General features: G+C 65.8%; 13 protein-coding genes and 1 pseudogene. 12 read left to right on the top strand and 2 right to left on the bottom strand.

Features of this window, described 5'->3' with window-relative positions; genetic code table 11:
- The 12 genes and pseudogenes from DIE08_RS16090 to DIE08_RS16030 all read left to right on the top strand — a co-directional run.
- Positions 1 to 287, top strand: a pseudogene (locus DIE08_RS16090) (sugar ABC transporter ATP-binding protein); the annotation flags it as partial.
- Positions 284 to 1,303, top strand: a complete 1,020-nt coding sequence (locus DIE08_RS16085; RefSeq protein WP_124902480.1) for an ABC transporter permease — start codon at positions 284 to 286, stop codon at positions 1,301 to 1,303. The pseudogene DIE08_RS16090 and the gene DIE08_RS16085, both read left to right, overlap by 4 nt.
- Positions 1,304 to 1,341: 38 nt before the next feature.
- Positions 1,342 to 2,373, top strand: coding sequence for a LacI family DNA-binding transcriptional regulator (locus tag DIE08_RS16080; RefSeq protein WP_059606677.1), 1,032 nt, complete (start codon positions 1,342 to 1,344; stop codon positions 2,371 to 2,373).
- Entirely contained in the window at positions 2,370 to 3,299 is a 930-nt protein-coding gene (rbsK, locus tag DIE08_RS16075; protein ID WP_124902479.1) for a ribokinase, read from the top strand. Before DIE08_RS16080 ends, rbsK begins: the two co-directional genes overlap by 4 nt.
- 276 nt (positions 3,300 to 3,575) lie before the next feature.
- On the top strand, positions 3,576 to 5,348 hold the full coding sequence (locus tag DIE08_RS16070) for a methyl-accepting chemotaxis protein (RefSeq protein WP_124902478.1): 1,773 nt from the start codon (positions 3,576 to 3,578) through the stop codon (positions 5,346 to 5,348).
- Positions 5,349 to 5,871: 523 nt separating this feature from the next.
- Positions 5,872 to 7,794 (top strand): PrkA family serine protein kinase, encoded by a 1,923-nt coding sequence (locus DIE08_RS16060; protein ID WP_059606682.1) that lies wholly within the window; start codon positions 5,872 to 5,874, stop codon positions 7,792 to 7,794.
- Between the two features lie 125 nt (positions 7,795 to 7,919).
- On the top strand, positions 7,920 to 9,188 hold the full coding sequence (locus DIE08_RS16055) for a YeaH/YhbH family protein (RefSeq protein WP_059606685.1): 1,269 nt from the start codon (positions 7,920 to 7,922) through the stop codon (positions 9,186 to 9,188).
- Positions 9,185 to 10,864 (top strand): SpoVR family protein, encoded by a 1,680-nt coding sequence (locus DIE08_RS16050; RefSeq protein ID WP_059683304.1) that lies wholly within the window; start codon positions 9,185 to 9,187, stop codon positions 10,862 to 10,864. Before DIE08_RS16055 ends, DIE08_RS16050 begins: the two co-directional genes overlap by 4 nt.
- Positions 10,865 to 11,098: 234 nt before the next feature.
- Positions 11,099 to 12,403, top strand: coding sequence for an MFS family transporter (locus DIE08_RS16045; protein ID WP_124626126.1), 1,305 nt, complete (start codon positions 11,099 to 11,101; stop codon positions 12,401 to 12,403).
- A 458-nt stretch (positions 12,404 to 12,861) separates the two neighbouring features.
- The gene (locus tag DIE08_RS16040; protein ID WP_059606940.1) at positions 12,862 to 13,677 is read left to right on the top strand and encodes an ABC transporter substrate-binding protein; all 816 of its coding nucleotides are present in this window, start codon (positions 12,862 to 12,864) and stop codon (positions 13,675 to 13,677) included.
- Between the two features lie 106 nt (positions 13,678 to 13,783).
- Positions 13,784 to 14,506 carry an amino acid ABC transporter permease gene (locus tag DIE08_RS16035; protein WP_124902477.1) on the top strand — a complete coding sequence of 241 codons (723 nt, stop codon included), beginning with the start codon at positions 13,784 to 13,786 and terminating at the stop codon, positions 14,504 to 14,506.
- Between the two features lie 2 nt (positions 14,507 to 14,508).
- The gene (locus DIE08_RS16030; protein WP_124902476.1) at positions 14,509 to 15,234 is read left to right on the top strand and encodes an amino acid ABC transporter permease; all 726 of its coding nucleotides are present in this window, start codon (positions 14,509 to 14,511) and stop codon (positions 15,232 to 15,234) included.
- 138 nt (positions 15,235 to 15,372) lie between these two features.
- Here the strand turns inward: DIE08_RS16030 and DIE08_RS16025 are convergent, their stop codons facing one another.
- Together DIE08_RS16025 and DIE08_RS16020 are read right to left on the bottom strand one after the other, a co-directional pair.
- Positions 15,373 to 16,650, bottom strand: a complete 1,278-nt coding sequence (locus tag DIE08_RS16025; RefSeq protein ID WP_124902475.1) for a M23 family metallopeptidase — start codon at positions 16,648 to 16,650, stop codon at positions 15,373 to 15,375.
- 330 nt (positions 16,651 to 16,980) lie between these two features.
- Positions 16,981 to 17,628, bottom strand: a complete 648-nt coding sequence (locus DIE08_RS16020; protein WP_059606696.1) for a TetR family transcriptional regulator — start codon at positions 17,626 to 17,628, stop codon at positions 16,981 to 16,983.
- Between the last annotated feature and the right edge of the window lie 99 nt (positions 17,629 to 17,727).

Here is a 17,727-nt window from a genome sequence, read left to right as displayed (position 1 = left end):
TCGAGATCTACACGCTGATGGGCGCGCTCGCGCGCGAGGGCCGTGCGCTGGTGGTCGTATCGAGCGACCTGCGCGAGCTGATGCTGATCTGCGACCGGATCGGCGTGATGTCGGCCGGCCGCATGACCGCCGTGTTCGAACGCGGCAACTGGACCCAGGATGCGCTGCTGGCCGCGGCGTTCGCCGGCTTCGGCCGCGAAGCGCTGCCGGACGGCGTGCGGCATCCGGATGCGGAGGGCGCGCCGCGCGCGGCTTCCGGCACTTCGACCACAGGACGACAGCAATGACCCAGCCTCCCGTATCCCCGAGCGACGCAGGCGCGCAGCAGACCGTGACGGGGCGCCGCGCGCGCACGCTGTCCGGCACGCGGCTCGGCGTGTCGAACTATCTCGGGCTCGCCGGCGCGCTCGCCGCGATGATCGCGCTGTTCTCGGCGCTGAGTTCGCATTTTCTGACCTACGATACGTTCAGTACGATCGCGAACCAGATTCCCGATCTCGTCGTGATGTCGGTGGGGATGACCTTCGTGCTGATCATCGCCGGAATCGACCTGTCGGTCGGCTCGGTGCTCGCGCTGGCCGCGTCGATGGTCAGCGTGGCCGCGCTGAAATGGCAGTGGGGGCCGCTGCCGGCCGCGCTGATCGGGATCGCGGTCGCGACCGCGACGGGCTCGATGACGGGCGCGATCACGGTCGGCTGGCGGATTCCGTCGTTCATCGTGTCGCTCGGCGTGCTCGAGGCCGCGCGCGGCGTCGCATACCAGCTGACGAATTCGCGCACGGCCTACATCGGCGACGCGTTCGATTTCCTGTCGAATCCGATCGCGCTCGGCATCTCGCCGGCGTTCCTGATCGCGGTCGCAGTGATGATCGCGGCACAGTTCGTCCTCACGCGCACCGTGTTCGGACGCTATCTCGTCGGGATAGGCACGAACGAAGAGGCGGTACGGCTTGCCGGGGTTAACCCGCGTCCGTATAAAATCCTCGTATTCGCATTGATGGGCGCGCTCGCCGGGCTCGCGTCGCTGTTCCAGATCTCGCGGCTCGAGGCCGCCGATCCGAACGCGGGCGCGGGCGTCGAGCTGCAGGTGATCGCAGCCGTCGTGATCGGCGGCACGAGCCTGATGGGCGGGCGCGGCTCGGTGATCAGCACGTTCTTCGGCGTGTTGATCATCTCCGTGCTGGCCGCCGGGCTGGCGCAGATCGGCGCGAACGAGCCGACCAAACGGATCATCACCGGGGCGGTGATCGTGGTCGCGGTCGTGCTCGACACGTATCGCAGCCGGCGCGCGCGCGCGCGATAGAACTACTACACGGAAAGCAGACCAGAGAGAAACGGGAAATGGCGACGATCAAGGATGTGGCAGCCATGGCGGGCGTGTCGTTTACGACCGTCTCGCACGTGGTGAACAATTCGCGGCCGGTGTCCGCGGATGTGCGTGCGAAGGTCGAGGGTGCGATCCGCGAGCTGAATTACGTGCCATCGGCCGTGGCGCGCTCGCTGAAGGCGCGCTCGACGGCGACCATCGGCCTCGTCGTGCCGAACAGCACGAATCCGTACTTCGCGGAGCTTGCGCGCGGCATCGAGGACCAGTGCGCGGCCAACGGCTATTGCGTGTTCTTCTGCAACTCGGACGACGATCCCGTGAAGCAGCGCAACTACCTGCGCGTGCTGCAGGAAAAGCGCATCGACGGGCTGATCGTCGCATCGGCCGGCGAGGACGCGGTGCTCGCGCAGACACTCGCGGACGCGCATGCGCCGCTCGTCGTCGTCGACCGCAACATCGAGGGGCTTGCGGCCGACCTCGTGCAGATCGACCACGAACGCGGTGCCTATCTGGCGACGCGTCACCTGCTCGAACTCGGGCACGCGAAGATCGGCTGCATCACCGGGCCGACCGACACGGCCGTCAGCGCGATGCGCGTGCACGGCTTCATCCGCGCGATGGCCGAGCGCGGGATCGACATCGTGCCGGGCGCGATCGCGGAAAGCGATTTTTCGTGCCTCGGCGGCTACCACGCGGCATCGCGGCTGTTCGAGTCGGTGCATCCCAGCGCGATTTTCGCGGGCAACGACCTGATGGGCGTCGGCGCGCTGCGCGCGGCGGCCGAGCGCGGCATGCGCGTGCCGGACGACTGCTCGATCATCGGCTTCGACGACATCGAATTCTCCCGTTACACGTACCCGGCGCTGTCGACGGTCGGCCAGTCGGTGCGCGCGCTCGGCGAAATGGCCGCGCAAACGCTGATCGAGCGCATCGGCGGCGGTTCGACGGCTGCGCCGAGCCGTCGTCGCGTCGTGTCGCCGCGTCTCGTGCTGCGCGAATCGACGGCGATCTACCGCGAGCCGGCCGCGCCGGGCGGCCGCCCATGACGGCGCGCACGGCGGGCGCCGGCCGCGTGACGGTGGTCGGCAGCCTCAACATGGATCTCGTCGTGCGTGCGCCGCGGCTGCCGATGCCGGGCGAAACGCTCGCCGGGCATGAATACGCGCAGGCGGCGGGCGGCAAGGGCGGCAACCAGGCCGTTGCCGCCGCCCGGCTCGGCGCGCAGGTCGTGATGATCGGCTGCGTCGGCGCGGATGCGCACGGTACCGCGCTGCGGGCCGGCCTCGAGGCCGAAGGCATCGACTGCTCGCGGCTCGCGACGAGCGCGTCGGCGTCGACCGGTGTCGCGCTGATCGTGGTCGACGACGCGAGCCAGAACGCGATCGTGATCGTCGCGGGCGGCAATGGCGAAGTGACGACCGATACGGTGGCACGGCACGAGGCCGCACTCGCCGCGACCGACGTGCTGATCTGCCAGCTCGAGACGCCGCCGGACGCCGTGTTCGCGGCGCTGTCGGCCGGGCGGCGGCTCGGCCGCATCGTGGTGCTCAATCCGGCGCCGGCCGTCGCGCCGCTGCCGGACGGCTGGCTGCCGCTGGTCGATTACCTGATCCCGAACGAAGTGGAGGCGGCCGCGCTGACCGGGCTGCCGGTGCGCAATCCGGCCGAGGCGGAAGCCGCAGCGCGTGCGCTGCACGCGGCCGGCGCGCGCAACGTGCTGATCACGCTCGGCGCGCGCGGCGTGTGCGCGCTGACGGCCGACGGCGCGGCGCGCCATTATCCGGCACCCGTCGTCAAGGCCGTTGACACGACCGCGGCCGGCGATACCTTCATCGGCGGATTCGCCGCGCGGCTCGCGGCAGGCGAGGCGATCGACACGGCCATCCGCTTCGCGCAACGCGCGGCGGCGTTGTCGGTCACGCGCGCAGGCGCGCAGCCGTCGATTCCCACCCTCGCCGAGCTGGCCGAATAGGGCTGGATCGCGCCTCTCGGCCGGCGCGTGCGGAAGCAGGCGCCGGCCATCTCCCCCGATTGCACCATCACGATGCTTGCCACGCGATTTCGCGAGGCAGGCCTGCGATGCTTCGACCCTATTGTTCGGAAATGTGTAATTAACCGATGAATTGATGAAAAAATTGACGTGAATACCATCAAGCTGCGCAGCATCCGGTCGTAAATACATCAGGACGAAACACCGTTTCGAAAAACGGGCCTTGCCCGTTCATGACGACGCAATACAGGAAGAATGATGGTGATCGGAAACCTGACGATACGTGCACGCATCGGTTTGACCATGGCGTTTCTCGCGGTACTGCTGGGCGTGATCGGCGTGCTGGGCGTGTACGGGATGACGCGTGCGAACGACGCGACGCGCGAGATTTTCACGAACCAGATGCCGAGCGCGGTCGACGTGGCCGCTGCCGAAATGTACGCGGCGCGCGAGCGCCTGGCGCTCGATCGCGCCGCGCTGCTGGCGGGGACACCCGAATCGGCTGCCGCGGTGGAGCGGAGCCGCGCGATGCGCGCGCAGTCCGACGAGTGGTGGAAAAAGTACCTCGCGCTGCCGCGCGATGCGGAGGAGGACCGACTCGCGCAGGACGTCGCCGCGAAGCGCCAGGCGCTACAGCGCAGTTGCGACACGTTCGGAGGTCTTGTCGCGACGGGCGACCACGACCGGATCGGCGATGGCGCCAAGCAGCTCCAGGTGCTTTACAACGATCTCGCGGTTGCGAGCGAGGCGCTGCGCAATTTTCAGTTCAGCGCCGCGCAGTCGGGCTTCGATCATTCGGAATCGACGTTCGAAACGCTGCGCTTGCTGTCGATCGTCCTGCTGGCGGCTGGTCTGGTTGCCGCGGTGCTGTCTTGGTTGACGCTCAGTCGTGCGATCGGCCGTCCGCTTGCGGACGCACTCGCGCATTTCGACGCGATCGCCGCGGGCGACCTGCGACGCTCGATCGTGGTGCATCGGCGCGACGAAATGGGCCAGCTCCTCGACGGTCTCGCGAAGATGCAGCGCGGGCTGGTCGACACGGTGCGCACCGTGCGCGGCGGCAGCGAATCGATCGCGACCGCAGCCCGCCAGATCGCCGCCGGCAACATCGACCTGTCGTCGCGCACGGAAGAGCAGGCGTCCGCGCTGCAGGAAACCGCATCGAGCATGGAGCAGCTGACCGGCACCGTGAAGCAGAACGCGGACAATGCACGGCAGGCAAGCGCGCTGGCCGCGAACGCGTCGGAGATTGCAAACAAGGGAAATACGGTGGTCGGCCAGGTGGTCGGCACGATGGGCGAGATCAACGACAGTTCGGCGAAGATCGCGGACATCATCGCGATCATCGAGGGCATCGCGTTCCAGACCAACATTCTGGCGCTGAACGCGGCCGTCGAAGCCGCGCGCGCCGGCGAGGAAGGCCGCGGCTTCGCGGTCGTCGCGGGTGAGGTGCGCAGCCTCGCGCAGCGTTCGTCGAGCGCGGCCAAGGAGATCAAGGCGCTGATCGACGCGTCGGTGGAGCGTATTCGGACGGGCTCGACGCTGGTCGACGAAGCGGGCCGCACGATGAGCGACGTGATCGGTGCGGTGCAGCGCGTGACGGACATCATGGGCGAGATCGCGGCGGCGTCCGAGGAGCAGAGCGGCGGCATCGACCAGGTCGCGCGCGCGGTCGCGCAGATGGACGAGGTCACGCAGCAGAACGCCGCGCTCGTCGAGGAGGCGGCGGCCGCCGCGCAATCGCTCGATGAGCAGGCCGCGCGCCTGCGCGAAACGGCGTCGGTGTTCCGGATCGATGACGACGCGGCCGGGCCGGTCGCCGCCGCTGTGCGCCAGGCGCCGCGCGCGGTGGCCGCACCGGCTGTCGTGCAGGCTGTCGTGCCGGTTTCGCCGCCCGCACCATCCGGGGCGCGCAACGACCGCGATGCAGCACCGAAGCGCGCGGCGCCGGCTCGCAAGCCGGCGGCCGCGGCCGCTGCACCCGCACCGGTGGCCGCGTCTGCCGGCGCTGACGACTGGGAAACGTTCTGAGTCGCGCGCGCCGCGCATCTATCCCCATTTGGCAGCACCCGAGGCAGCACACGACGCCCGCGACATGCGGGCGTCGTCGCTTCGACGGCCGATGAAATGTGACAGCGCGCGTGAACGTGCGTGCGTCGCCACGCGCGTTGCATGTGCGCATCTGCGCTACGGGTATCTCCGGACGATGCGAAAAAATTTTGTAACGGTGCGCGCGGCGTGTCGTCGAAAACGTCTGCTCGAACGTATAGGGATGAAGGGGGGAGTGAAGGGCGCGGCGATGACGGCGGAGGCATCCAACGTACGAGATGTTCCGATGCTCGACGAGACGCGGCGGATGCAGTTTCTGCGGCTCGGGAGATCGATTGTAAAGCGTCGAAATGCGTTGTCCAAGCGGTGTTGTCGAGAATGACGAACTTCATACGAAGAGTTCGTGAAAAAAAATAAGAAAGGGTTTAGGATGAATTCGAACGCGCTTGCTTCTGCGCAGTCATAGAAGGCAGGCACGTCTTCAGACTCAGGCGAGGGAGGTAGCATGGATATTTACAGCAGCTTCGCGAACCGCTTCGAAAAAACGCGAGAGGAAGAGTTCTCGCTGGAGGAGTACCTCGCGCTCTGCAAGAACGATCCGTCAGCGTACGCCACGGCCGGCGAACGCATGCTGGCTGCAATCGGGGAACCGGAACAAGTCGATACCCGCAACGACCCGCGCCTGTCGCGGATCTTCGCGAACAAGGTTATCAAGGTCTATCCCGCGTTCCGTGAGTTCTACGGAATGGAGGAAGTGATCGAGCAGGTGGTCGCGTACTTCCGCCACGCTGCGCAAGGGCTCGAGGAAAAGAAGCAGATCCTCTACCTGCTCGGCCCGGTGGGCGGCGGGAAGTCGTCGATCGCCGAGCGCCTGAAGCAACTGATGGAGCGCGTGCCGTTCTATGCGCTGAAGGGTTCGCCCGTCAACGAATCGCCGCTCGGGCTGTTCGACTACGACGAGGACGGCCCGATCCTCGAAGAGCAATACGGCATTCCACGCCGCTACCTGAAGAGCATCCTGAGTCCGTGGGCCGTCAAGCGCCTGCACGAATACAACGGTGACATCCGCCAGTTCCGCGTGGTGCGCCGCTATCCGTCGATCCTTCGGCAGATCGGCATCGCGAAGACGGAGCCTGGCGACGAGAACAACCAGGACATCTCGTCGCTCGTCGGCAAGGTCGACATCCGCAAGCTCGAACAGTACGCGCAGGACGATGCCGATGCGTACAGCTATTCGGGCGGCCTGTGCCTGGCGAACCAGGGCCTGCTCGAATTCGTCGAAATGTTCAAGGCGCCGATCAAGGTGCTGCACCCACTCTTGACCGCGACGCAGGAAGGCAATTTCAAGGGTACCGAAGGATTCGGCGCGATTCCGTTCGACGGTGTGATTCTCGCGCACTCGAACGAGTCGGAGTGGAAGGCATTCCGCAACAACCGCAACAACGAGGCACTGCTCGACCGGATCTTCGTCGTGAAGGTGCCTTACTGCCTGCGCGTGTCGGAAGAGACGAAGATCTACGAGAAGCTGATCCGCAATTCGTCGCTGGCCGAAGCCGTGTGCGCGCCGGGCACGCTGAAGATGATGTCGCAGTTCTCGGTGCTGTCGCGCCTGCACGAGCCGGAGAATTCGAGCCTGTTCTCGAAGATGCAGGTGTATGACGGCGAAAACCTGAAGGACACCGATCCGAAGGCGAAGTCGTACCAGGAGTATCGCGATTACGCGGGCGTGGACGAAGGGATGACGGGCGTGTCGACACGCTTCGCGTTCAAGATCCTGTCGCGCGTGTTCAACTTCGATTCGAGCGAGGTCGCGGCGAACCCCGTGCACCTGATGTACGTGCTCGAACAGCAGATCGAACGCGAGCAGTTCCCGCCGGAGACCGAGCAGAAATACCTGTCGTTCGTGAAGGATGTGCTCGCGTCGCGCTATGCGGACTTCATTGGCAAGGAGATCCAGACGGCTTATCTCGAATCGTATTCGGAGTACGGGCAGAACATCTTCGACCGCTACGTCACGTATGCGGACTTCTGGATCCAGGATCAGGAATTCCGCGATCACGACACGGGCGAGAGCTTCGACCGCGCCGCGCTGAATGCGGAACTGGAGAAGATCGAGAAGCCGGCCGGGATCAGCAATCCGAAGGATTACCGCAACGAGATCGTGAACTTCGTGTTGCGCGCGCGGGCGGCGAACGCCGGGAAGAACCCCGTGTGGACGAGCTACGAGAAGTTGCGCGTCGTGATCGAGAAGAAGATGTTCTCGAATACCGAGGAACTGTTGCCGGTCATTTCGTTCAACGCGAAGGGGTCGGCGGAGGAGCAACGCAAGCATGAGGACTTTGTGAACCGGATGGTCGCGAAGGGCTATACGCCGAAGCAGGTGAGGCTGCTTTGCGACTGGTACCTGCGCGTGCGCAAGTCGTCATGACGCGCGCGGTACCGCGCCCGTACGGCGAGTCCGTACGGGCACCTTCAGAGGCGCCGCCCGCATGACGGCAGACGGCATGCGCGGCGAGTGCCCCGGCAGATCGATTTTCGAGCGGGAGACCGGGAGTGCTTCATCAAATCATCGACCGCAGGCTGGCCGGCAAGAACAAGAGCATCGCCAACCGCGAACGCTTTCTGCGTCGCGTCAAGAACTACATTCGTCGTGCCGTGTCCGACGCGGTGCGCGACCGTAGCATCAAGGATATCCAGAGCACGCAAAGCATCACGATTCCGCGCAAGGACATCGCCGAGCCGAATTTCCGGCACGGGCCTGGCGGGCGTCGTGAATACGTGCACCCGGGCAACGAAGACTACGTGCGCGGTGACAAGATTCCGCGTCCGCAGGGCGGCTCGGGTGGCGGCGGCAGTCAGGCGAGCAACGAGGGCGAAGGGCAGGACGACTTCGTGTTCGAGTTGTCGCGCGACGAATTCATGCAGTATTTCTTCGACGATCTCGAACTGCCGCGCCTCGTGAAGACGCACCTGCTGACGGTGCCGAGCTGGAAGAACGTGCGCGCGGGCTGGTCGGCGGAAGGCACACCGAACAACATCGACGTCGTGCGCTCGCTGCGCAGCGCGCTCGGCCGGCGCATCGCGCTCGGCTCGCCGCTCGTCAACGAGTTGCGCGAGCTGGAAGCGCAGCTCGAGGCGATGAAGCTCGACCCGGAAGACCGCCGCGCGGAAATCGCGACGCTCGAGGCCGAGATCCATCACCTGAAGGGGCGCATCTGGCGGATCCCGTTCATCGATCCGTTCGACCTGCGCTACATCAATCGCGTGAAGCAGCCGCAACCGTCGAGCCAGGCCGTGATGTTCTGCCTGATGGACGTGTCGGGCTCGATGGACGAGCAGCGCAAGGATCTCGCGAAGCGCTTCTTCATCCTCCTGTACCTGTTCCTGAAGCGCAACTACGAGCGCATCGAGGTCGTATTCATCCGTCACCACACGCGTGCCGAGGAGGTCGACGAGGACACCTTCTTCCATTCGACCGAAAGCGGCGGCACGGTCGTGTCGAGCGCGCTCGAACTGATGCGCAAGGTGATGAACGAGCGCTACTCGCCGACCGAGTGGAACATCTACGGCGCGCAGGCGTCCGACGGCGACAACTGGACCGACGATTCGCCGAAGTGTCGCAAAATCCTGGAAGAGGATATCCTCACCAAGACGCGTTACTTCGCGTATATCCAGGTCGCACCCGAAGAGCAGAATCTGTGGCTGGAGTATGCGCAACTGGCGCTGTCGCAACCGCACCTCGCGATGAAAAAAGTCGAATCGGCTGCCGACATTTACCCGGTGTTTCGCGAATTGTTCGAAAAGCAGGTGGAAACGTCATGACGACCCGCCATCTGCACAACGAGTCGCGCGGCTACGCGCCGCGCCCTTCCGGCGACGACACGGCCGGCCCTGCCGCATCGCAGCAAAGCGGCCGGACCGAGCCGGCGGCGCCGGCCGCCGACTTGCCCGGTGCCGGGCAGAAGGAAGCGCGTATGAACGTTGCCGAACGCAAGCCGCTGCCGTGCCCGTCCGACTGGACCTTTGAATTGCTCGAGGAGTACGACACGCACATCTCGCAGGTCGCCGAGCAGTACGAGCTCGACATCTATCCGATCCAGCTCGAACTGATCAGCGCCGAGCAGATGATGGATGCTTATGCGTCGGTCGGGATGCCGGTCAACTATCGCCACTGGTCGTTCGGCAAGCACTTCCTCGCGACCGAGAAGAGCTATCGCCGCGGCCAGATGGGGCTTGCCTACGAGATCGTCATCAACTCGAATCCGTGCATCGCGTATCTGATGGAAGAGAACACGATGACGATGCAGGCGCTCGTCATCGCGCACGCGGCGTACGGCCACAACTCGTTCTTCAAGGGCAACTATCTGTTCCGGCTGTGGACCGACGCGCATGCGATCATCGACTATCTCGTGTACGCGAAGAACTACGTCGCCGAATGCGAGGAGCGCTACGGGCTCGACCGCGTCGAGGAACTGCTCGATTCGTGCCATGCGCTGATGAACTACGGCGTCGACCGCTACAAGCGGCCGCAGAAGCCGTCCCTGTCGAAGGAGGCTGCGCTGCGGCGCGAGCGCGAGGCGTATCTGCAGTCGCAGGTCAACGAGCTGTGGCGCACGCTGCCGGGCAAGAAGCCCGAGCAGATGGAGGAGCAGGAGGAGCGCTATCCGCCCGAGCCGCAGGAGAACCTGCTGTATTTCGCGGAGAAGAACGCGCCGCTGCTCGAGCCGTGGGAGCGCGAAGTGATCCGCATCGTGCGCAAGATCGGCCAGTATTTCTATCCGCAGCGGCAGACGCAGGTGATGAACGAAGGCTGGGCGACGTTCTGGCACTACACGCTGCTCAATACGCTGTACAACCAGGGCAAGCTGGAAGACGGCTTCATGATGGAGTTCCTGCATTCGCACAGCAACGTGGTCTATCAGCCGCCGGTCACGAAGCCGTACTACAGCGGGATCAACCCGTATGCGCTCGGCTTCTCGATGATGAGCGACATCCGGCGGATCTGCGAGGCGCCGACGGAAGAGGACTACAAGTGGTTTCCGGAGATCGCGGGCACACCGTGGCTGCCGGCGATGCACTACGCGATGCGCAACTTCAAGGACGAGAGCTTCATTGCGCAGTACCTGTCGCCGAACCTGATCCGCGAGATGCGGCTGTTCTCGGTGCTCGACGACGACATGCGCGATTCGCTCGAGGTATCGGCGATCCACGACGAGTCCGGCTATCAGTACGTGCGGCAGGCGTTGTCGCGGCAGTACGACATCCATCACCGCGAGCCGAACATCCAGGTGTGGGCGGTGAACACGCGCGGCGACCGCAGCCTCACGTTGCGCCACTTCATGACCGACAACCGCCATCTGTCGAACGACAGCGACGAAGTGCTCAAGCACATGGCGCGGCTCTGGCAGTTCGACGTGTTCCTGGAAAGCGTCGACGAGGCCGGCACCGTGCGCAAGCGCTACGAGTGCCGCTACGTGCCGCCGGAGGTGCGTGTCTGAGCATCGAGACCGGGAATAGTTTGCACCGGACGCCAGCCTCGCGGCTGGCGTTTTCATATGACGAACGCGTGGCGCGAGAAAATTTTTCTACATCCGGACGAACCCGGAAAGCCTGTTACTTTACATTTCGCTAAAATCCCGTAGCGCCGTGCGCCGGAACCGGTGCCACGTGCGACCGCACGCGGCGGCCCCAGCCGTCTCGCCCAGAAAGCACTAAAAGGAACAGACCAACCCATGGACGTCCAGACCGACCAAGCTGCGCTGTCCGCGCAAGACACCCGGCGGCGCGTATTCGCCATCGTCGGCGCCTCGTCGGGCAACCTCGTCGAGTGGTTCGACTTCTACATCTACTCGTTCTGCGCGCTGTACTTCGCACCGGCGTTCTTCCCGAGCGGCAACACGACGACGCAACTGCTGAACACGGCCGGCGTGTTCGCGGCCGGCTTCCTGATGCGTCCGATCGGCGGCTGGCTGTTCGGCCGCATCGCCGACCGTCATGGCCGCCGCGCGGCGATGATGATCTCGGTGCTGATGATGTGCGGCGGCTCGCTCGTGATCGCGGTGCTGCCGACCTACGCGCAGATCGGCGCGCTCGCACCGGCGCTGCTGCTGGTCGCGCGTCTGTTCCAGGGCCTGTCGGTGGGCGGCGAATACGGGACGAGCGCGACCTACATGAGTGAGGTCGCGCTTAAGGGGCGGCGCGGCTTCTTCGCGTCGTTCCAGTACGTGACGCTGATCGGCGGCCAGCTGTGCGCGCTGCTGGTGCTGGTGATCCTGCAGCAGGCGCTGTCGAATGACGAACTGAAGGCGTGGGGCTGGCGCATTCCGTTCGTCTGCGGCGCGGCTGCCGCGCTGATCTCGCTGTACCTGCGCAAATCGCTCGACGAGACGTCGACGAGCGCATCGCGCGACAAGAAGGATGCGGGCACGATCCGCGGCGTGTGGCGTCACAAGGGCGCCTTCTTCACGGTGGTCGGCTTCACGGCCGGCGGTTCGCTGATCTTCTACACGTTCACCACGTACATGCAGAAGTACCTGGTGAACACGGCCGGCATGCATGCGAAGACGGCCAGCAACGTGATGACCGTCGCGCTGCTCGTCTATATGCTGATCCAGCCGGTGTTCGGCGCGCTGTCCGACAAGATCGGCCGCCGCACGTCCATGATCCTGTTCGGCGTGTTCGCGGTGATCGGCACGGTGCCGCTGATGCACGCGCTGAAGACCGTAACGAGCCCGACGGCCGCGTTCGTGCTGATCACGATCGCGCTCGCGATCGTCAGCTTCTACACGTCGATCAGCGGCCTCATCAAGGCCGAGATGTTCCCGCCCGAAGTGCGCGCGATGGGCGTCGGCCTGTCGTATGCGGTCGCGAACGCGATCTTCGGCGGCTCGGCCGAGTATGTCGCGCTGTGGTTCAAGTCGAAGGGCAGCGAGGAAACCTTCTACTGGTATGTGACCGCGCTGTGCGCGATCTCGCTGCTCGTGTCGTGGCGGATGCGCGATCCGAGCAAGGTAGGGTATCTGCGTCACGAGCCGTGATCGGCGGGGCAGCCTCGCGAGGCTGCCCGCATCGACCGGCAACGTGCAACGGGACGGCGCTCCGCCTCACAGGCGGCGCGCCGTTTTTTCATGCGCGACGGCTTCGCATGGACGCGTGCAAGCTCATCGCGGGACGCGCGATATCGATATCGGAATCGCTTCGTTGTTCGCCGCGGGCGGTGCTTTTATTCTGAACCCGTAGTTCGTGTGACACCTCCTTGACTGGGATTCGCGCCCGCTGCGTGCAGCGGGCGTCTTTTTTTTCGAAGCGTTCCGCGGTGCCCGCCGTCTGCAAGACTCATCACGAAAGCCGCAGAGCAAAGCACCATTTGTTGGTTCGGAATCGCCGCACGCGCTGATACGTTAGCGGCTTCGCGACGACACACAGCGTCGCGATGTTCCTCGAACCGGCCGCCGCGCGATCCGCGGCGGCCTTCAAAACAATTCAGGTCGTGCTCATGAAAATCCACACTCTCGCTACGTGGCTCGTCGGGGCCGCCCTCGTCACGGCCGGCACGGTCGCGCACGCGGACCGCCTCGACGACATCAGGAAGGCCGGCGTGCTGCGCGTCGCGACCTTCGACAGCAATCCGCCGTTCGGCTATGTCGACGGCAAGAGCAATCACATCGTCGGCCTCGACGTCGACTATGCGAAGGCATTGGCCGACAAGCTCGGCGTGAAGCTGCAACTGCAGCCGACCAATCCTGCGAACCGCATTCCGTTCCTGACTTCCGGCAAGGTCGACCTGGTGCTCGCGAACTTCACGATCACCGACGAGCGCGCGAAGCAGGTCGACTTCAGCATCCCGTATTTCTCGTCGGGCCAGCAGTTTCTCGCGAAGAAGGGCGTGCTGAAATCGGCCGACCAGTTGAACAGCCTGCGCGTCGGCGCGGACAAGGGCACGACGAACGAAATCACGCTGCGCGAGAAATTCCCGAAAGCGACGATCGTCGCGTACGACGACACGCCGTTCGCGTTCGCCGCGCTGCGCGCCGGCAACGTGCAGGCGATCACGCAGGACGGGCCGAAACTGATCGGCCTGCTCGCGAACGTGCCCGACAAGCAGAACTACGAGATCCCGGCGTTCACGATCTCGAACGACTACATGGGCGTCGGCGTGCCGAAGGGCGAGACACGCCTGCTCGGCTTCGTCAACGACACGCTGAAGGGCCTCGAGGCAAACGGCCGCGCGGGGCAGATCTACGACGCGTGGTTCGGGCCGACGACGAAGACGCCGCTCACGCGCATCTTCCGCATCGGCGACAAGACCTGAGTCCCACGCCAGGTGCGCCGCGTTCCGCCGCCGGCCACGCCGATGCGCAGGGGCCGCGGCGCCTTCCGTTTCTTTTCGATCGCGCGCTTCGCGCGCGCACCACGGCATGCTCGGGTTGGCTCCCAAATATCTGTCCTGGCTCTGGCAGGGCTTCCTGCTGACGCTCGGCCTCGCGGCCGCGTCGGCACTCGCCGCGACCGTCGGCGGGCTGCTGCTCGCCGTCATGCGGCATGCGCGCGGCGCCGTGCCGCGTACGCTGGCGGCCGGTTACGTCGTCGCGTTCCGCAACACGCCGCTGCTCGTGCAGTTGTTGTTCTGGTATTTCGGCGTCGCGTCGTTGCTGCCCGATACGTGGGTCGCGTGGCTGAACGCGCGCCATCAACTGAGTGCGGGCCCGTTCACGCTTGCGTGGCCGTCGTTCGAGTTCGTCGCGGGCTGGTTCGGGTTGAGCGCGTACACGGCCGCGTTCGTCGCGGAGGAGTGCGAAGCCGGGCTGCGCGGCGTGCGCCGCGCGCAGCACGATGCGGCTGCGGCGCTCGGCCTCACGCCAATGCAGTCGCTGCGCTACGTCGTGCTGCCGCAGGCCGTGCGCATCGCGCTGCCGCCGTTGTTCGGCCAATACATGAATCTCGTGAAGAACTCGTCGCTCGCGATGGCGATCGGCGTCGCCGAGCTGTCGTATGCGTCGCGGCAGGTCGAGACCGAGACGTTCAAGACCTTCGCCGCGTTCGGTGTCGCGACCGTGCTGTACATCGCCGCCGTGGCCGCGATCGAGGCCGGCGCATATGCGGCCACGCAATGGCGCGACCGGCTCGGGGCGGAGCGCTGACGATGGACTTCTCGCTGCTGCTCGACAACCTGCCGTACCTGCTCGTCGGCGCGTTCCCGGACGGCCCGCTCGGCGGTGCCGCGCTGTCGCTCATGCTCGCGATCGCATCGGCGCTCGCGTCCGCGGTGCTGGGCGTAGCGCTCGGCGTTGCGATGGCGCTCGCGCGCGGCCCGCTGCGCGTGCTGCTGCTCGCGCTCATCGGCTTCTTCCGCGCGATTCCCGTGCTGATGCTGATCTTCTGGACGTATTTCCTGATGCCGATGCTGCTGCACATGGACGTGCCGGGGCTCGCGACGGTCGTGTGCGCGCTGGCGCTGATCGGCGGTGCGTATCTCGCGCATGCCGTGCATGCGGGCATCGTCGCGGCAGGCGACGGGCAGTGGCAGGCGGGGCTGTCGCTCGGGCTCACGCGCTGGCAGACCGTGCGCTACGTGCTGCTGCCGCAGGCGATCCGGATCATGACGCCGTCGTTCGTCAACCAGTGGGTCGCGCTCGTGAAGGACACGTCGCTCGCGTACATCGTCGGCGTGCCGGAACTGTCGTTCGTCGCGACGCAGGTGAACAACCGGCTGATGGTCTATCCGGCGCCGATCTTCCTGTTCGTCGCGGCGATCTATCTGGTGCTGTGCACCTCGCTCGACGGCGCGGCGCGCTGGCTGCTGTCGCGTCGCCCGCGTGCGGAGCGCGTCGCGCGGGCGGCGGCCGAGCGCACGGAACCCGCGCGGTGACGGCGGGCGCGTGCGATGCCTGCGGCGCATGGCTGGCGATGAAGATCGGGCGCTTGCGGAGATCCGCTGCGGGCCGCGTCGCCGCTGCTCGAGCGGCGACGGGCGTGATGAGGCTCGTGGTGCGTCGGTGCGTCGGCGTCAGGACGCGCTGTAGTGCGTATCGAAGACCGCGCGCAGCGTCGACGGACCGGTCGCGAAGTCGCCCCACAGCGGGCCGTCGGTCTGCGCGAATGCGAACGGCGTCGTATTGATCGACGCGAGGCGGAAGCGCCATTGCGTCGCTTCCTGGCGGAACGCCGTGAGCTGCATGTCGGACAGCCCGGTCTGCGCGTTCGCGAGCGTGACGAGCGGATCGACCGGATCGTTCGCGACGCGCACTTCGAAGTGCAGATGCGGGCCGGTGGCCGCGCCGGTCATCCCGACCGAGCCGAGGCGTTGCCCCTGCTTCACGGTTTCGCCGGTCTTCAGTCCGCGCGCGTACGCGGACAGGTGTGCGTAGTAGGTCGAATAACCGTCCGCGTGATCGACGATCACGTAGTGGCCGTAGCCGCCCGGATCGGTGCCGACGAACGACACGACGCCATCGGCCGCCGCATTGACCGGCGTGCCGGACGGCGCGGCGAGGTCGACGCCGGTATGGAACGCCATCGCCTGCGACAGCGGGTGGATGCGTTCGCCGAAGAAGGAGCTGATGCGCGTCCACTTGACGGGCATCGTGAACGCGGCCGCCTCGAGCGGTGCGCCGTCGAGCGTGTAGTACGCGCCGTGGTCGGCGCCCGGCGCGCGGAACCAGATCGCGCCGAACGTGCGGCCCGCGACGCGCAGCTCGAGCGCGGTGAGGTGCGGCGTGCCGTTGTTGGTGTCGTACGCGAGGCGGTAGTAGTCGCCGCGCCGTGCGCCGGCGCGCATATCGACCTTGCCGGTGACGAGATCGCCGAGCTGGATGCGCACCTCGGGCGGTACGTCGAGACGGTTCAGCGTATCGGACAGCGTGAGTTCGATGTCGCCGGCGCGCATCCCGTGCTGCTGTTCGGGCGGCGCGAACTGGAACAGGCTCGTATAGCCGAGCATGTCGTTGCGGTGCGCGCTGAGCGGCGCGAACAGGCCCGGCTGCAGGCTGCGCTCGCCGCGTTCATTGAGTTCGTTGCGCTCGCCGATCGTGCGCGCGAGTTCGCTCGTCACGAAATGCTGCGCGGTGGGAAACGGCGTGTCGGACAGCACGCGCTGCGGCAGCGCGGCCGTGCCCGAATCGACAGCCCCCGGCAGTTGCGAGACGGCCGGCAGCGCGGCGGCGAGACCGAAGGCGGCGAGGGCGCCGAGGACGGCGGCCGGCACGAGCGCGCGCACGAGGCGCTGCGCGCGGCCGGGCGCGAAAGCATCAGGGGTTGCGGCAGGCTTGACCAAAGGTGTCCACATCCAGGAAAGCGGTTCAAAGAGGTGTGGGCGGGAGCCATCGGCGGCATGTCCGCCGGGTGGCGACGGGGGCAGGCGACGGGCGTGCAACAAAACAGGCCCCGCCAGGGGCCTGTGTCGTTTCCGTTCGACCCAACTCGCGGGCAGGCCCGCTTCGAACGGCGGCGTGAACTTTCCGGGTCGCACCCGGATTACCACGAAGACGCTAAAGAAAGATGACAGCGTCAGTCTACCGATGTTCCGCGAAACGTTAAAAATTTTAAAGAGGGTCAGCTCATTCGTTTCGCACTGCGGTAAATCGGGTTAAATCAGCATTTATTGCGCGGCTTTTCTTCAAGCAGGCAATTTTTGCGCGGGCACCCGTAGCGCGCTGGACGTTCTGACCGCGTCGAAGCCGGCGTCGAGCATCGCTTCCGCGTCGTTCCACAAATTGCCGCGCAACCGGTTGGTCCAGATCATCGACGCGAACACGCCTTCGAGCAGCGACACGAGATAGACGGCCGCGAGATGCACGTCGAGATCGGCGGCGAGTTCGCCGGCCGCGATCGCGCGGCGCAGCAGTGCCTTGGTGATGCGCAGTATCTGCAGCTCGAGCAGCATGCGGCGCCGCAGCAGCGCGCCGTTCTCCTCGCTCTGTTCGCACTTCGTATAGAGGATCACGAGCACGCGCTGCATCGAGCCCGGCTCGCCGCATCGCTGCAGGTAGTGCGACGCCGCCCGGCGCAGCGTGGCGAACGCGGGCAGGCTGTCGACCGTGTCGAAGCCTTCCGACGTGCGTGCGAACGCGCGGTCGCACATCGCGAGACACACTTCCATCTTGTTGCGGTAGTGGCCGTACACGGCGCCCCGCGACATCCCGGCGGCCTCGGCGAGGTCCGCCATCGCGGTTTGCGCGACGCCTTTCTCGAGCAGGACGAGCTCGGCGGCGTCGAGGATCCGGTGCTTGATGGCGAGCGATTCTTCCCGGGTCTTGCGGGCCATGGCGTGAATTTCCTTACAGTTCGCTGTCGCTTAATTGACACAGTGACGCGGTCGGATTGCAACCACATGTATTTAATCAGTCGTGACTGATTATAATCG

Origin of the sequence: Burkholderia sp. Bp9004 (genome assembly GCF_003858025.1) — a bacterium.
In the GTDB taxonomy this organism is placed as follows: domain Bacteria; phylum Pseudomonadota; class Gammaproteobacteria; order Burkholderiales; family Burkholderiaceae; genus Burkholderia; species Burkholderia diffusa.
The sequence above is the reverse complement of the archived record's forward strand: the minus strand, read 5'-3'. Positions and strand labels throughout refer to the sequence as shown.

Coding starts and splice junctions, on each gene's coding strand:
- rbsK (WP_124902479.1), top strand. CDS start 2,370: ATGACGGCGCGCACGGCGGGCGCCGGCCGCGTGACGGTGGTCGGCAGC.
- DIE08_RS16080 (WP_059606677.1), top strand. CDS start 1,342: ATGGCGACGATCAAGGATGTGGCAGCCATGGCGGGCGTGTCGTTTACG.
- DIE08_RS16045 (WP_124626126.1), top strand. CDS start 11,099: ATGGACGTCCAGACCGACCAAGCTGCGCTGTCCGCGCAAGACACCCGG.
- DIE08_RS16020 (WP_059606696.1), bottom strand. CDS start 17,628: ATGGCCCGCAAGACCCGGGAAGAATCGCTCGCCATCAAGCACCGGATC.
- DIE08_RS16035 (WP_124902477.1), top strand. CDS start 13,784: ATGCTCGGGTTGGCTCCCAAATATCTGTCCTGGCTCTGGCAGGGCTTC.
- DIE08_RS16030 (WP_124902476.1), top strand. CDS start 14,509: ATGGACTTCTCGCTGCTGCTCGACAACCTGCCGTACCTGCTCGTCGGC.
- DIE08_RS16025 (WP_124902475.1), bottom strand. CDS start 16,650: ATGTGGACACCTTTGGTCAAGCCTGCCGCAACCCCTGATGCTTTCGCG.
- DIE08_RS16070 (WP_124902478.1), top strand. CDS start 3,576: ATGGTGATCGGAAACCTGACGATACGTGCACGCATCGGTTTGACCATG.
- DIE08_RS16040 (WP_059606940.1), top strand. CDS start 12,862: ATGAAAATCCACACTCTCGCTACGTGGCTCGTCGGGGCCGCCCTCGTC.
- DIE08_RS16060 (WP_059606682.1), top strand. CDS start 5,872: ATGGATATTTACAGCAGCTTCGCGAACCGCTTCGAAAAAACGCGAGAG.
- DIE08_RS16085 (WP_124902480.1), top strand. CDS start 284: ATGACCCAGCCTCCCGTATCCCCGAGCGACGCAGGCGCGCAGCAGACC.
- DIE08_RS16050 (WP_059683304.1), top strand. CDS start 9,185: ATGACGACCCGCCATCTGCACAACGAGTCGCGCGGCTACGCGCCGCGC.